This window comes from Streptomyces omiyaensis, assembly GCF_014650895.1.
Taxonomy (GTDB): Bacteria; Actinomycetota; Actinomycetes; order Streptomycetales; family Streptomycetaceae; genus Streptomyces; species Streptomyces omiyaensis.
Genome location: NZ_BMVV01000058.1, coordinates 1 through 15,461 on the forward strand (window position 1 = coordinate 1; position 15,461 = coordinate 15,461).

The window sequence follows — 15,461 nt, forward strand, 5'->3', positions numbered from 1 at the left end:
GTGGGTGGTTTGTCTGTTTCGGTAAAAGTTGCTTGGGAGGGGGCTGGTGTGGGGTAGAACTGCTGGTCAGCAAGACTGCTCCCCGCTCGCGCGGGGATGGACCCTCGCTGCCCGTGAGTACGTCGAGCAGGTTGTCCTGCTCCCCGCTCGCGCGGGGATGGACCCGCCGATCCGGAAAGCGCGCGCCGTCGGCGCCGCTGCTCCCCGCTCGCGCGGGGATGGACCCCAGGTGCGGGCAACCCGCTGCTCGCCCTCGCGCTGCTCCCCGCTCGCGCGGGGATGGACCCACGGTGACGAAGGCGCCGACGGTGACGGCGTCCTGCTCCCCGCTCGCGCGGGGATGGACCCCGGCCGCAAGGTCGGGACTCACTGCACTGAGGCTGCTCCCCGCTCGCGCGGGGATGGACCCAAGCTCGGGTGGGTCCTCCTCGCCGTCACGATCTGCTCCCCGCTCGCGCGGGGATGGACCCCCGGGGTTGTCGGCCGCCGCCCTGCGCCCGATCTGCTCCCCGCTCGCGCGGGGATGGACCCGGTCCTCCTCCGGCAGTCGATCCGGACCCCCGCTGCTCCCCGCTCGCGCGGGGATGGACCCGTCGCGCCCCGGCCGGGGCCGTCGTCGCGCAGCTGCTCCCCGCTCGCGCGGGGATGGACCCATGTACCTCCACTCACGGCGCCTCTACACCGACTGCTCCCCGCTCGCGCGGGGATGGACCCCCGCCGGGCCCCTGCGAGTGGCCCATCGATACCTGCTCCCCGCTCGCGCGGGGATGGACCCTCTTGCTCCTGGTGGTGGAAGACGCGAAGCCCCTGCTCCCCGCTCGCGCGGGGATGGACCCATCTCCCGCAGGTGGCTGACCGCGAGTCTGTCCTGCTCCCCGCTCGCGCGGGGATGGACCCGAGGAGGGGGAGTGGTCCTCTCGGCTTCGTGACTGCTCCCCGCTCGCGCGGGGATGGACCCCGGACGACTACTCTTCGAACAAAGCTGAGGGGCTGCTCCCCGCTCGCGCGGGGATGGACCCTGTGCCACGCACGGTGGGTCCGGGGACGACTACTGCTCCCCGCACCCACGGGGATGGACCCTCCGCGTCCACGCCGACGAAGGCGATCCGGCCCTGCTCCCCGCACCCGCGGGGATGGACCCCTTCAGACCCGACCCCGACCTCTACGCCAACGCTGCTCCCCGCACCCGCGGGGATGGACCCTACGTCTCCGCCCGGTCGCTCGCGGCCAAGGCCTGCTCCCCGCACCCGCGGGGATGGACCCTCCGCGGGGGTGTACGCGCGGCCCAGGACCTCCTGCTCCCCGCACCCGCGGGGATGGTCCCTGGAGCATTGCGTCGGCGTCCCCGGCGGGCATCTGCTCCCCGCTCGCGCGGGGATGGACCCGGCACCGCGTCCCGCCTCTACACGGCGACGGCCTGTTCCCCGCTTGCGTGGGGATGACCCCTCGGTCGGGCACGGGACCTCGACGCAGGTCTTCTGTTCCCCGCTCGCGCGGGGATGGCCCCTGCAAGGGGTCGATCATCGAGGCCCGAGAGCTCTGCTCCCCGCTCCCGCGGGGAAGGACCCGAAACCGGCTGGGGCTGGCTCCTTCCCGGTCGCTGCTCTTCGCACCCGCGGGGATGGCCCCCCGCCCCTGATCCGCCAGTTCCACGCCACAGCCTGCTCCCCGCTTGCGTGGGGATGGACCCACGGACATCGAGTCGGGCGACGGGGGCGAATCCTGCTCCCCGCTCGCGCGGGGATGGACCCCGGAACGAGGGGACCACGATGCGGTCGATGAGCTGTTCCCTGCTCGCGCGGGGATGGACCCGTGCTACCCACCCTTGCCCACGAGGGGACCACCTGCTCCCCGCCTCCGCGGGGATGGCCCCTTCGCCGGGCGGAAAGGCGAAGAACTACGCGTCTGCTGCCTGCATCCGCGGGGATGGCTCCACACCGCCTGTCGCGGCACGTGACGCGGAACCCTGCTCTCTGCACCTGCGGTGGTTGTTCCGTCGCTGGGTGTTTGTGCTGGTCTTTAACTGGCTGACGTTACGTCACAAACTGTTGTGATCGGTGTTGTTCATGGAATCTGCTGTGGGTTTCGGGCTTGTTTCTGGATCTTGTGTTCATGGTGTGGAGGTGGGGTGTATTCCTCTTCCATGGCACGTGAGGGGGAAGGCCGTTCGGGCCTTCGGAGCCGTCTTGAGGGGCCAGTGCTTGCGCTGTGGGGCAAGCATGATCGGGACTCGGACGGGTGGCTGCCGCTGTGGCAGCACATGGAGGACAGCGCGGCGGTGGCCGGGAGGCTGTGGGATCGGTGGCTGCCGTGGAGTGTGCGCCGGCTGATCGGGCGGGCGTTGCCGGGGGGCGAGGCAGACGGTCGTCTGCTGGCGGTGTGGCTGGCCGCGGTGCACGACATCGGGAAGGCGACTCCGGCGTTCGCCTGCCAGGTCGAGGGTCTGGCCGACCGGATGCGTGCTGCGGGGCTGGAGATGCGGTCGCGGACGGCGATGGGACCTGACCGGGCGATTGCGCCGCATGCGCTGGCCGGGCAGGTGCTGCTGGGGGAGTGGCTGGAGGAGGTGTGCGGCTGGGACCCGGAGCAGTGCTGGCCGTTCACGGTGGTGGCGGGTGGTCATCACGGGATCCCGCCGGAGGACGCCCAGATCTACGCGTTGGAGAGCCGTGGGCATCTGCTGCGGACGCCGGGCCGGAGCCGGGCGGTGTGGCAGCGGGTGCAGACGGAGCTGCTGGAGGCGTGTGCCGACGAGTACGGGGTGCGTGGGCGGCTGGGGCTGTGGCGGGAGGTGAAGCTGCCGCAGCCGGTGCAGGTCCTGCTGACGGCGCTGGTGATCGTCGCGGACTGGATCGCCAGCAACCCGGACCTGTTCCCCTACCACCCGATGGAAGTGCCGTGTTTCGGTGCGGCGAGGGCGGATGCGGCGTGGCAGAAGCTCGATCTGCCCGGTGCCTGGCGTCCCGTCGACCCCGGCGGGACGGTGCAGGAGCTGTTCGAGTCCAGGTTCGCGCTTCCTGCGGGTGCTTCGGTACGGCCCGTTCAGGCGGAGGCGGTGGAGCTGGCCCGGTCCATGCAGGCACCGGGCCTGATGGTGATCGAGGCGCCGATGGGCGAGGGGAAGACCGAGGCCGCGCTGGCGGTGACGGAGGTCTTCGCGGCCCGGTCGGGCGCGGGAGGCGTCTTCTTCGCCCTGCCGACGATGGCCACGGGCAACGCCATGTTCCCCCGGCTGCTGAAGTGGCTCAAGCGACTGCCCTCCCTGGAGGGACGGCCTCATTCGGTACTGCTGGCGCACTCCAAGGCCGCGCTGAACGACGACTTCACCGACCTCATGCGGGGAGCCGGTCCGGTGACGGGCGTGGACGTGGACGCCGTCCACAACGGCAAGGGGAACCGGGCACACCGTGAGGCGGCTGCCGAGCTGGTGGCCCACACCTGGCTGAGGGGCCGCAAGAAGGCGATGCTGTCGTCGTTCGTGGCCGGCACCGTGGACCAGCTGCTGTTCGCCGGGCTGAAGAGCAAGCACCTGGCGCTGCGTCACCTCGCGGTGGCCGGCAAGGTCGTCGTCATCGACGAGGCCCACGCCTACGACACCTACATGAGCGTCTACCTCGACCGTGTCCTGTCGTGGCTGGGTGCTTACGGGGTGCCGGTGGTGATCTTGTCGGCGACGCTCCCGGCGGCCCGCCGGCGCGAGCTCGTCGAGGCCTACGCCGGCACCGTTGAAGAGGCCGGGGCGGCTTTCGACGAGGTCGCGGCTGCGGGGGAGTACCCGCTTTTGACCGCTGTGACGCCCGGCGGGACACCGCTGGTGCGGCGGCCTGCGGCGTCCGGGCGGGCGGTGTCGGTGCAGCTGGAGCCTATGGACGACGATCTCGACGTGCTGGCGGACCGCCTGGAGGCCGAACTCGCCGACGGCGGGTGCGCGCTGGTGGTGCGCAACACGGTCAAGCGGGTGGTGGAGACGGCACGGGTGCTGCGGCAGCGGTTCGGCGACGACGTCACCGTCGCGCACGCCCGTTTCCTCGACGTGGACCGAGCGGCCAACGACAAGGAGCTCCTGCGGCGTTTCGGGCCGCCGGGACCAGCCGTCGACCGCCCTGCGGGACGTCACGTCGTGGTCGCCAGCCAGGTCGCCGAGCAGTCCTTGGACGTGGACTTCGACCTGCTGGTCACCGACCTGTGCCCGGTCGACCTGCTGCTGCAGCGTATGGGCCGTCTGCACCGGCACCAGCGCGGAACCGGTCAGCAGGACCGGCCCGCCCGGCTGCGCCGTCCCCGCTGCCTGGTGACGGGGGCCGACTGGTCGGCGCCCGTGCCGGTGCCGGTGCAAGGATCGGTCGCCGTCTACCAGAAGTACCCGCTGCTCAGGTCGGCCGCGGTCCTGCTGCCGCATCTGCAGACGGGCGGCGAAAGGCCGGTGCGGCTGCCAGGGGACATCAGCCCGCTGGTCCAGGGTGCCTACGCCGACGACGTACAGGCCCCCGCCGGGTGGCAGGAGGCCCTGGACGATGCCCGGCGCCGTCACGAGGCGCAGCGCGCCCGGCAGCAGCAGAAGGCGGCCACGTTCCGGCTCGGTGACGTCGCAGGGCCGGGAGAGCCCCTGTTCGGATGGGTCGCCGCGGGGACCGGGGACGCGGACGACACCCCGGCGGGCCGGGCCCAGGTCCGCGACAGCCAGGAGAGCCTGGAGGTCATCGTGGTCCACCGGCAGATGGACGGACGACTCACGACCGTTCCGTGGCTGGGCCACGACCGCAAGGGCCGCCGGCTCGGCGGACTGGACCTGCCGCGGGACCAGGTGCCGGTGGCCTTCGCCGCGCGCGCGGCCGCAGCCAGCGGACTGCGCCTGCCGCAGGAGTTCTCCGGCGAGGTGATGGACCGGGCCATCGCCGAACTCGAAGAACTCGTCGTCGACGCCTGGCAGACGAAGGAGAGCTCCTGGCTCGCCGGCGAGCTGATCCTCCCGCTCGACCAGGACTGTCAGACCCGCCTGGCAGGCTTCGCCCTGCGGTATTCCACGACCGACGGACTTGAGGTGACCCGTGCCTGAGACGCACGAGGCGGACCGGAAAACATTGTCGTTCGACCTGACGCGGCAACCGTGGATCGGAGTCCTCCGCCCCAACGGCACGCAGGAGGAACTGTCGCTGCGCGAGGTGTTCGCGCAGGCCGAAGACGTGCGCCGGATCACCGGCGACCTGCCCACGCAGGAGTTCGCCCTGCTGCGTCTCCTGCTGGCCATCGCCCACGACGCCCTCGACGGTCCCCGCGACATCGAGCACTGGGCCCGGCTGTGGGGCGATCCGCACTGCTTCGCCCCCCTCGCCGGCTACCTCGAAGACCACCGCGGCCGCTTCGACCTCCTCGACGAGCAGACGCCCTTCTTCCAGACGGCCGGACTGCGCACCGAGAAGAACGAGGTGGCCTCGCTCAACCGCATCGTCGCGGACGTGCCCAACGGCGAGCCGTTCTTCTCCGCCCGCCTGCCCGCGGTCGGCCGCCTGGGATTCGCGGAGGCCGCCAGGTGGGTGGTGCACGCCCACGCCTACGACACCTCCGGCATCAAGAGCGGCATGGTGGGCGACCAGCGCGCCAAGGGTGGAAAGGTCTACCCCCTGGGGGTGGGCTGGGCCGGCAGCCTCGGCGGCGTGTTCGCCGAAGGACGCAACCTGCGCGAGACGCTGCTGCTCAACCTGGTGGCCGCCGACACGGTCGACTTCGACGCCAAGGGCCGCCAGGACCTGCCCGCCTGGAGACGCGAACACCGTCCCCAGGGCGCCGAGCGGCACCCGGACGGCCTGTGCGACCTGTACACCTGGCAGAGCCGACGCCTGCGCCTGCACGCCGACGCCGACGGCGTGACCGGAGTGGTCCTCGGCTACGGCGACCCCCTGACCGCCCGCAACATGCACACCCGCGAGCCGATGACCGCCTGGCGCCGCAGCCCGGCCCAGGAGAAGAAACACGGCGAACCCCTCGTCTACCTGCCGCGCGAGCACGCCCCGGAGCGCTCCGCCTGGCGCGGCCTGGCCTCCCTGGTCGCCGACCGCGAACAGAACCGGCCCGAAGGCTCCGGCCCGCCCTCCCACCTGCGGCCCGGGATCCTCGACTGGACCGCCCGCCTGGTCACACGCCGCAAACTCGAGCGCGGATTCCTCATCCGAACCCGCATCGTCGGCACCGTCTACGGCACCCAGCAGTCCGTCGTCGACGAGGTCGTCGACGACCACCTGACCATGGACGTGATCCTGCTCCACGAGCAGGACCGCGACTACGCCACCCAGGCCATCGACGCCGTCAAGGACGCCGAACTCGCCGTCAACACCCTCGGTGACCTCGCCACCGACCTCGAGCGCGCCGCCGGCTCGGAGAACGAAAGCCCCCGCCTCACCGCCCGCGACCGCGCCTTCGCGGAGCTCGAAGGCCCCTACCGCGCCTGGCTCACCGACCTCGGCCAGGCCGAGGACCCCTTCGAGCAGCGCGAGGCGTGGAAGGCCCAGGTCCACACGATCATCACCCGGCTCGGCCGGCAGATGGTCGCCGACGCCGGCGACGCGGCCTGGCAGGGCCGCCTGATCCCCGCCAAGCAGGGCAGCGTATGGCTCAACTCCGCCCTGGCCGACCGATGGTTCAGGGCACGCCTGCGCAAGAACCTCGGCCAGCCCTCTTCCTCCGACCAGCCGTCCGGCACGGACAGCGCGGCGGACCCCTCCCCGAAGGCGCACGCATGACCACCAGCACGAGTAGCAGTACGAGTACGCGTACGGAGTCGGTGGCCGACCTGGTCACCCGGCTCGCACAGGAACACCTCAGCCGATGGCAGCGCGGATACCTCGGCGACGACGCCAAGGCCGTCGGAACCCTGGCCCGCCTGCGCCGCGGAGCCGGCAAGCCCGCAGGACAGCTCCCCGACCTGTGGGACCTCCTCGACACCCAAGGCCTGCACGACGCACGCCGCGACGGCCGCCCCCTCAGCGAGACCGAACTGGCCCGCGCCGACGACGCCCTGCACACCGCCCTGACCCTGTGGGCCCTGCACCAGCAGTCCCGCGGCACCGGCATGCACCAGCCGCATCGCCGCGAGCGCCCCCGGGGCCTGGGCGCCGCCATCCACCGCCTGATGCCGGCCAACGACATCGACGACTCCCTGCGCAAGCGCCTGGTCCGCGCCGGAAACGCACCCGACCTGACCACCCTCGCCCAGCGCCTGCGCGACATCGTCACCCTCCTGCGCCGAGAAGACGTCCCCCTCGACTACGCCCTGCTCGCCGGACAGCTCTACCAGTGGCAGTGGCCCGACGGCGCCGACCGCGTCCGCATCGCCTGGGGCCGCTCCTTCCACGCCTGGCAGGACCACCGCACCCCCGGACCCCCGCAGGACAACCCCGCCGACGGCCTTTCCTCCGACCTCCCCGACGCCACCGACAAGGACACCCCGTGAACCGCTTCTACCTCGACGTGCACGCCCTGCAGACCGTCCCGCCGAGCAACCTCAACCGCGACGACACCGGCGCCCCCAAGACCGCGACCTACGGCGGCGTGCCCCGGGCCCGGGTCTCCAGCCAGGCCTGGAAGCGCGCCACCCGCGCCTACTTCAAGGACGAGCAACTCCTGGACCCCAGCGAGCTCGGCGTGCGCACCAAGAAGATCGTCGAGGTCGTCGCCGCCCGCATCACCGCCGCCGACCCCACCCTCGAAGCAGCCCGGGCCGAACAGCTCGCCGCCGACGTCGTCCAGGCCGCCGGCCTCAAGATCGAGGTCCCCAAGCGCAAGGCCGAGGCCGCGAAGAAGAACGGCGAACCGGACCCGCTGCCGGAAGCCAAGTACCTGATGTTCCTCAGCTCCCGCCAGCTCGACTCCCTGGCCGCCCTCGCCATCGAGAGCGCCGCGGACAGCAAGGCCTTCTTCAAGGAGAAGACGAACAAGGACCGCGCCAGGGCCCACGCCGACACCCGCCACTCCGTCGACATCGCCCTGTTCGGCCGCATGGTCGCCGACGTCACCGACATCAACGTCGACGCCGCCGTCCAGGTCGCCCACGCCATCAGCGTCCACCGCGTCGACAACGAGTCCGACTACTACACCGCCGTCGACGACGAGAACAACGACGACGAGCCCGGCGCCGGCATGATCGGCACCGTCGACTTCAACTCCGCCACCCTCTACCGCTACGCCGCCCTCGGCGTCCACCAGCTCGCCAAGAACCTCGGCCAGGGCCTGCGCGAGGACGAGTCCAGGACGATTCCCGTCCGCCGCGCCGTCGAGGCCTTCGTCCGCAGCTTCGTCGAGTCCCTGCCCCAGGGCAAGATCAACACCTTCGGCAACCACACCCTGCCCGAAGCCGTCATCGTCAAGCTCCGCACCACCCGCCCCATCAGCTTCGTCGCCGCCTTCGAAGAAGCCGTACGCGGCGACCAGGGCGGACACCTCCGCGAAGCCGCCGAGCGCCTGGCCGAGTACATCCCCGACATCGAACGCGCCTACGGCGACGACACCTCCACCCTCACCTGGGTCCTGCGCGTCGGCCCCAACACCCACAAGCTCAGCGGCATCGGCACCGAGGCGGACAACATCTCCGACCTCGTCGCCGCCGTCGGCCAGGCCGTCACCGACCGCCTGGACACCCCCGCATGAGCACCCTCACCCTCCTGCTCGCCGGCCCCCTCCAGTCCTGGGGGGCCGCGGCCCGCTTCTCCCGCCGTACCACCGAAGCGGCCCCCACCAAAAGCGGAGTCATCGGCCTCCTCGCCTCCGCACAAGGCATCCAGCGCGGCGACGACGACCAGCTGCGCCCCCTGACCGCCCTCCGCTTCGGCGTACGGATCGACCAGCCCGGCACCCGGCTGCGCGACTTCCAGACGGCCATCCACTGGGACAGCGGCAAGTCCATGCCGCTGTCCGAACGCTTCTACCTCACCGACGCCGTCTTCGTCGCCGCCGTCGAAGGAGACCCCGACCTCCTCGCCCGCCTCCACGCGGCCCTGCGCACCCCCGCCTACCCACCGTTCCTCGGCCGGCGCTCCTGCCCGCCCGCACGCCCCCTCGAACTCGGCCTCCACCCCGACAAGAACCTCCTGCAGGCCCTGAGCCACGAGCCCTGGCAGGCCTCCCGCTGGCACACCGGACGCCACACCGAACGGCCCTACGTCACCCTCCCCGTCCTGCACGAGAGCGACGACACCACCGCGGACACCGACCCCCTGCGCGACCAGCCGGTCAGCTTCGCCGCCGAACACCGCCGCCACGCCCTGCGCACGATCGTCCGCACCCCGGTCGACATCCCCACGACTACTCCGCGGCCCCGGCACGACCACGACCCGTTCGACGCGCTGCCAGAAGAGAGCCGCTGATGTACCTGACCCGCTTCAGGGTGAACACCGCCCGCACCGGCGCCCGCCGCCTGCTGTCCTCCCGCCAGGTCCTGCACGCAGCCGTCATGTCCTCCTTCCCCGCCCTGCTGCCCAACGACCAGCCCACCGGCGATGCTCCCCGGGTCCTGTGGCGCCTGGACCACAACGCCCCCGGCGAAGTACTCCTCTACCTCGTCAGCCCCGACGCCCCCGACCTCACCCACCTGGTCGAACAAGCAGGATGGCCGACCGCCCTGGTCGACGGCCCCGGATGGCAGACCCGCGCCTACACCCCCTTCCTCGACAACCTGACCGCCGGCGCACACTGGGGCTTCCGCCTGACGGCCAACCCCGTCCACCACATCCGCCGCACCGACGACGAACCCCGCAAGCGCACCGCCCACCTGACCCCGCACCACCAGATGGGATGGCTCCTCGACCCCACCCGCCAGGAACGCGGCGGCTTCCGCATACTGGAAAAAGCCAAGGACAAGCGGCTCCTGCCCGAAGGCACCACCCACCAGGGCCACGAACACCACGGAGACCGCTACCAGCTCACCGTCCGCGACCACCGCACCTCCGCCTTTGACAAAGCACGGCCCGCCGGCGCCCGACGCGGCAAACCCGTCACCCTCGTCACCGTCACCTACGACGGCCGCCTGGAAGTCACCGACCCCGACCTGATGCGCCGCACCCTCACCCACGGCATCGGCAAGGCCAAGGCCTACGGATGCGGCCTGATGACGCTCGCCCCGCTCCCACAAGGAGCAACCCCGTGACCACCGTCTCCCGCCGAGGCGCCCACACCCCGCGCGAACTCACCCGCGCAAGCGAACGCCTCTCCTTCCTCTACCTCGAACGCTGCACCATCCACCGCGACGCCAACGCCATCACCGCCACCGACGCCGACGGCACCACCCACATCCCCGCAGCCACCATCGGCACCCTCCTCCTCGGCCCCGGCACCCGCATCACCCACCAGGCCATGAGCGTCCTCGGCGAGACCGGCGCCGCCGTCACCTGGGTCGGAGAACACAGCGTCCGCTACTACGCCAGCGGCCGCGCCCTGACCCGCTCCTCCGCACTCGCCGAAGCCCAGGCCGTCCAGTGGGCCAACAACCGCTCCCGCCTCGCCGTCGCCCGCGCCATGTACCGCCTCCGCTTCCCCGACGAGGACCCCGCAGGCCTCACCCGCCGAGAACTCCTCGGCCACGAAGGCGACCGCGTCAAGAAGTGCTACCGCGCCCAGGCCGAGCGCACCGGAGTCGCCTGGCGCGGCCGCAACTACGTCCCCGGCGACTTCACCGCAGGTGACGCCGTCAACCAGGCCATCACCGCAGCCGCCCAGTGCATGTACGGCGTCGCCCACGCCGTCGTCACCTCCCTGGGATGCAGCCCCGCACTCGGCTTCGTCCACTCCGGCCACGAACTCTCCTTCGTCCTGGACATCGCCGACCTCTACAAGACCGACATCGGCATCCCCCTCGCCTTCGACACCGCCGCAGAACACGAAGAAGACGTCGCCTCCCGCACCCGCAGAGCCCTGCGCGACCGCATCCACGAGACATCCCTCCTCGACCGCTGCGTCAACGACATCAAACGACTCCTCCTCGGCACCGACGACCCCACCCCACCCGACATCGACATCGCCTGGGACGTCGTCACCCTGCAGAGCGACCGCAACGAACACGTCCCGGCAGGCCGCAACTACGGCGACGCCAACGACCCCACCCACGACGGGCTGGTGCTCACCTGGTGACCGTCATCGTCCTCACCAACTGCCCCGCCGGCCTGCGAGGCTTCCTCACCCGCTGGCTCCTCGAAATCTCCGCCGGCGTCTTCATCGGCAACCCCTCGGCACGCATCCGCGACATCCTCTGGAACGAAGTCCAGCAATACGCCGACCAAGGCCGGGCCCTCCTCGCCCACACCACCAACAACGAACAGGGCTACACCTTCCGCACCTTCGACCACACCTGGCACCCCAAAGACCACGAAGGTCTGACTCTGATCCACCGCCCTTCCTCCGCTTCACCGGCACCGACGACCGACCCCGCCAAGAAGTCCGGATGGAGCAAAGCGTCCAAGCGCCGGCGCTTCGGAGGCCGATAGGGCTACGGCCGACGAGGAGGAGACCAGCAAGGCGTCAGAACGCGGGACAGCGCCAAACAGGCTGCCCCCTCCCACACTCCCGCCCTATGCCATGTGGGCCGCCCCCCCCGCGGGGATGGCCCCCTCACCCACCTACCCCCGCCGCAGCCAGCCCCTGCTCCCTGCGTCTGCGGGGGAGGGGTGGGTGGTTTGTCTGTTTCGGTGAAAGTTGCTTGGAAGGGGGTTGGTGTGGGGTAGAACTGCTGGTCAGCAAGACTGCTCCCCGCACCCGCGGGGATGGCCCCTTCGCCGAGGCGAAGCTGACGACGCGGGGGATCTGCTCCCCGCACCCGCGGGGATGGCCCCGGCCGCTGCCCGAACGCGCACGGCCTCCCGGCCTGCTCCCCGCACCCGCGGGGATGGCCCTGGTCCAGTTGACCGGAACGTTGTGGGTCTCAACTGCTCCCCGCACCCGCGGGGATGGCCCCACGTACAAGGAGCCTCCGCCAACTTGAAGTCGCAGGTCAAAGGGCTGGTGTGACCGGTTCTCGGACTGCTCGTGCTGGTCACGGGCGATTGTCTGAGTAGTAGATCGTCCGTCAGCGCGGTCGACGCCTGAGTCGAAAGGCGGTCGACGGGATCATCTCGTGCGGGGGATCATGCGTAGGTGTCGCCGATCGAAGCCGCAACCGATGACCTGCGAGACCTCGCTGTTCTCTGGAGTATCGGCGAGGCCCACGCTCACGATGTCGTCGAGGCTGCCTGCGCGGCACTCGTTGCCGGACTGGACAGCCCGGCACTGCGCATTCTGGCCGGATACACACGTGCCGAGGCGGAGTACGACGTTCCCGACCTGCTTCCCGTCGTACTCGATGAGCTGGACCTCGTGTTCTACCCGCACGACAGCGAGGCCGGGCAGGACGCTGCCGTGCAGGCGCTCGCGCACCAGATGCTGGCGGGCCGGCTGACGCCGCGAGAGCTTGCTATGCGCATCCACCAGCGGTTCGGCCACCAGCTGCCCCTGGCCGAGCGTCTTGCTGAGCTTGATGACGAGTACGACATCGTCGAGTACGGGAACAGGACGTTGGCCCAGCTCGATGCCGAGGTCACGGCCGAAGCTCAGCGTCTGGCGCATGGTCGGCCCGACCAGAACCGACATTCGTAACGGTCGAGCCCTGAACAAGCGGTCGTCAGCAGAAGCAGGTAACTGAACTGTCCGGTTCCTGCTCGCCGTAGTCCGGCAGCCTTCTACGATCCGGTGCATGCTGGATCCCGAGCTGCTGGAACGGATCACCGCGCGGCGCGCGGAACTGGACGAACTCGAAGAACAGCTGGTCAAACAGCTGGCCGAAGTACGGGCCGAGCGGGACGAACTCGCCGTCGCCGAACGCGTCCTTGAACGGATGACCGGGCAGCTCGCCGAGGAACGTTCCGCGGCCCGACCGATGCCGGGGCAAGTGGCCGGACGGGCGGTGATGCTGATCCCGCACCGCGAGCCGGGAGTGGAGGAGGACGCGCTGCCGTGGGACTACCAGCGCATCATCGCCGCTGTGCGGCAGGCCGCCGGACCGGTCATGGCCCGTGAGGTCGGCGAGGTGGTGGGGGTGGACATCAGCGTGAAGGCCAAGCTGGAACCGCTACGCAGCAAGCTGATCAAACTCGTCGATCGCGGCTGGCTGCGGAAACTGCCCGACGGCCGGTTCACCACCCGCCTGTGACCAGCAACACCGACACTCGGAGCGGCTCGGCACGGGCGTAACCGGGGTGCCCCCGGCGGCCGTTGGAATTGTGTGACGAATACCCAAGAGCGCGCCGAGGAGACCTGTCCGCTTGTCTACCAGTGCCGTCTGCCGCTGTCCACGCGCACCGTCAACCACCTCGCCGACCTGCTACGGCGCCACCTGAAGACGATTCGCTCCAGGTGGCGCATCCTGCCGCCCGGGAAGATCGCGGTGATCGTCCTGGCCGTACTGCGCCACGACCAGCGCCTGGCCGACATGGCCGGCGGAAACAATGTGTCCGAGTCCACCGTCCGCCGCTGGCGCGACGAGCTGATCGGACTGCTCGCCGCCCAGGCCCCGCGCCTGGACCGCGCCCTGAAGAAGGTCGTCAGGCAGGGTGGGAAAGTGGTCCTGATCGACGGCACCCTCATTCGCACCAGACGCCGCACCGGAAAGGCCGACCGGCGGAACTACTCCGGCAAACACCACAGTCATGGCCTGCACTTCCTCGCCCTGACCGACGAGAACGGGCGCCTGATCTGGATATCCGCCGCCCGGCCCGGCCGCACCCACGACAACACCGCCGCCCGCCACGACCACATCCTGGCCCACCTGCGCGCCGCCGGCCTCGGAGCGCTGGCCGACCTCGGCTTCCGCGGCCTGGACAACGACATCCTCGACCCCGTAGTCGTCACCGGCTACATCGCCACTCGTACCCACAAGCTCACTCGAGGCGAGAAGGAGGCCAACCGTGTCCTCGCCGTCGGACGGGCACCGGTTGAGCACGGCTTCGCCCACCTCAAGAACTGGCGGATCCTCACCAAACTCCGCACCGACCCCGCCCGCGCCACCCGCCTCCTGCGCGCCCTGCTCGTCCTGACGAACCTCGAAATCAACCGCTGACGGATGATCTTCTCCGTGGGCTTCCGCCCACGACCAGCACGAGTACCCCGAGGATCGGTCACACCAGCCCTTTGATCTGCGACTTCAAGTTGGCGGAGGCTCAAGGAAGGCCACTACGGCCTGTTTCACTGCTCCCCGCACCCGCGGGGATGGCCCCTCCCCGCGCTGGACCCGGTCGCGCTCGACACCCTGCTCCCCGCACCCGCGGGGATGGCCCCTTGCACAGGTACCAGAGTTCGTCGGCGAAGAGCTGCTCCCCGCACCCGCGGGGATGGCCCCGCCATCACCTCCTACATCAAGCGCATCAGCGACTGCTCCCCGCACCCGCGGGGATGGCCCCATCACCTCGGCCGACGGCCGACTTCCCGGGCCCTGCTCCCCGCACCCGCGGGGATGGCCCCGTCCGGCCGGCGGCCGCGGCGTCTATGTACTTCTGCTCCCCGCACCCGCGGGGATGGCCCCGGGATCGTCTGTGTCATCCCTCGTCAGCTCAACTGCTCCCCGCACCCGCGGGGATGGCCCCCGCCCATGCGCCGAAGCGGGGCTCCAGGATGCCTGCTCCCCGCACCCGCGGGGATGGCCCCCGGGGTCCTTCTGTGCCGGGACGTCGTCCTGCCTGCTCCCCGCACCCGCGGGGATGGCCCCTGCGTGGGCGGCTCGCAGGAGCGGCACACCCGCTGCTCCCCGCACCCGCGGGGATGGCCCACCGGCGGCCGGACGATGATGCCCCGGGCCGGCCTGCTCCCCGCACCCGCGGGGATGGCCCCCTGCGGATGCTGAACCGGCAGGTCCAGAACGACTGCTCCCCGCACCCGCGGGGATGGCCCCGGGGTGCCGGCCGAGCCGAAAACCTCCGAAGACTGCTCCCCGCACCCGCGGGGATGGCCCCAAGGCCATCGCGGACGTCGCCACCGCCCTCGGCTGCTCCCCGCACCCGCGGGGATGGCCCCGTTTCCGGCTGGACGTGGGTCACGGCGATCTGCTGCTCCCCGCACCCGCAGGGATGGCCCCGACGCCGTCGAGGAGTCCGGGCGGAACTCAGCCTGCTCCCGGCTCGCGCGGGGATGGTCCCCACGCGACCAAGTACGGCGGGGCCTTCGTTGGCTGCTCCCCGCTCGCGCGGGGATGGACCCACCCCGATTGGGGCGCGCCCTGCGGTGAGACCCTGCTCCCCGCTCGCGCAGGGATGGACCCTACCTGGTCATCGCCAACTTCGAGTCCTCGGCCTGCTCCCCGCTCGCGCGGGGATGGACCCACGGGAAAGCTGGTGCAGGTTCAGACGCCTCGCTGCTCCCCGCTCGCGCGGGGATGGACCCAGTCAGTATCCGTACTTGGGGAAGCCGGACGCCTGTTCCCCGTTCGCGCGGGGATGGACCCGTCTGTGGTGCAC

The 15,461-nt window shown here is 71.0% G+C and carries 11 protein-coding genes and 1 CRISPR repeat array; all 11 genes read left to right on the forward strand.

All coding sequences use genetic code 11. From position 1 onward, the window contains the following. Nucleotides 1–2,197 precede the first annotated feature (2,197 nt). The 11 genes from cas3 (at nucleotide 2,198) to IE287_RS37695 (ending at nucleotide 14,071) form a co-directional block, all read left to right on the forward strand. A complete protein-coding gene (gene cas3, locus IE287_RS37645; RefSeq protein ID WP_506004981.1) occupies nucleotides 2,198–5,056 on the forward strand; it encodes a CRISPR-associated helicase Cas3' in 2,859 nt (952 codons plus the stop codon). After that, entirely contained in the window at nucleotides 5,049–6,737 is a 1,689-nt protein-coding gene (gene casA, locus IE287_RS37650; protein ID WP_229884007.1) for a type I-E CRISPR-associated protein Cse1/CasA, read from the forward strand. The genes cas3 and casA overlap by 8 nt, the downstream gene beginning before the upstream one ends. After that, a complete protein-coding gene (casB, locus tag IE287_RS37655; protein WP_189853935.1) occupies nucleotides 6,734–7,447 on the forward strand; it encodes a type I-E CRISPR-associated protein Cse2/CasB in 714 nt (237 codons plus the stop codon). Before casA ends, casB begins: the two co-directional genes overlap by 4 nt. Next, nucleotides 7,444–8,640 (forward strand): type I-E CRISPR-associated protein Cas7/Cse4/CasC, encoded by a 1,197-nt coding sequence (gene cas7e, locus IE287_RS37660; RefSeq protein WP_189853936.1) that lies wholly within the window; start codon nucleotides 7,444–7,446, stop codon nucleotides 8,638–8,640. The genes casB and cas7e overlap by 4 nt, the downstream gene beginning before the upstream one ends. Next, complete coding sequence (cas5e, locus tag IE287_RS37665; RefSeq protein ID WP_189853937.1) at nucleotides 8,637–9,356, forward strand: type I-E CRISPR-associated protein Cas5/CasD; 720 nt, start codon at nucleotides 8,637–8,639, stop codon at nucleotides 9,354–9,356. The genes cas7e and cas5e overlap by 4 nt, the downstream gene beginning before the upstream one ends. Further along, nucleotides 9,356–10,135: a type I-E CRISPR-associated protein Cas6/Cse3/CasE gene (gene cas6e / locus IE287_RS37670; protein WP_189853938.1), complete on the forward strand. Its 780-nt coding sequence runs from the start codon at nucleotides 9,356–9,358 to the stop codon at nucleotides 10,133–10,135. Before cas5e ends, cas6e begins: the two co-directional genes overlap by 1 nt. Then, complete coding sequence (gene cas1e / locus IE287_RS37675) at nucleotides 10,132–11,115, forward strand: type I-E CRISPR-associated endonuclease Cas1e (RefSeq protein ID WP_189853939.1); 984 nt, start codon at nucleotides 10,132–10,134, stop codon at nucleotides 11,113–11,115. The genes cas6e and cas1e overlap by 4 nt, the downstream gene beginning before the upstream one ends. Beyond that, the gene (gene cas2e / locus IE287_RS37680; RefSeq protein ID WP_189853940.1) at nucleotides 11,112–11,468 is read left to right on the forward strand and encodes a type I-E CRISPR-associated endoribonuclease Cas2e; all 357 of its coding nucleotides are present in this window, start codon (nucleotides 11,112–11,114) and stop codon (nucleotides 11,466–11,468) included. Before cas1e ends, cas2e begins: the two co-directional genes overlap by 4 nt. Before the next feature lie 646 nt (nucleotides 11,469–12,114). After that, the gene (locus IE287_RS37685) at nucleotides 12,115–12,612 is read left to right on the forward strand and encodes a hypothetical protein (protein WP_229884008.1); all 498 of its coding nucleotides are present in this window, start codon (nucleotides 12,115–12,117) and stop codon (nucleotides 12,610–12,612) included. Nucleotides 12,613–12,709: 97 nt separating this feature from the next. Next, nucleotides 12,710–13,165 (forward strand): hypothetical protein, encoded by a 456-nt coding sequence (locus IE287_RS37690; RefSeq protein WP_189853941.1) that lies wholly within the window; start codon nucleotides 12,710–12,712, stop codon nucleotides 13,163–13,165. Between the two features lie 72 nt (nucleotides 13,166–13,237). After that, nucleotides 13,238–14,071, forward strand: coding sequence for a transposase family protein (locus IE287_RS37695; protein ID WP_189853942.1), 834 nt, complete (start codon nucleotides 13,238–13,240; stop codon nucleotides 14,069–14,071). A gap of 128 nt (nucleotides 14,072–14,199) precedes the next feature. Further along, nucleotides 14,200–15,448: direct repeats of the CRISPR family, unit length 29 nt; unit sequence CTGCTCCCCGCACCCGCGGGGATGGCCCC. Nucleotides 15,449–15,461: the final 13 nt, after the last annotated feature.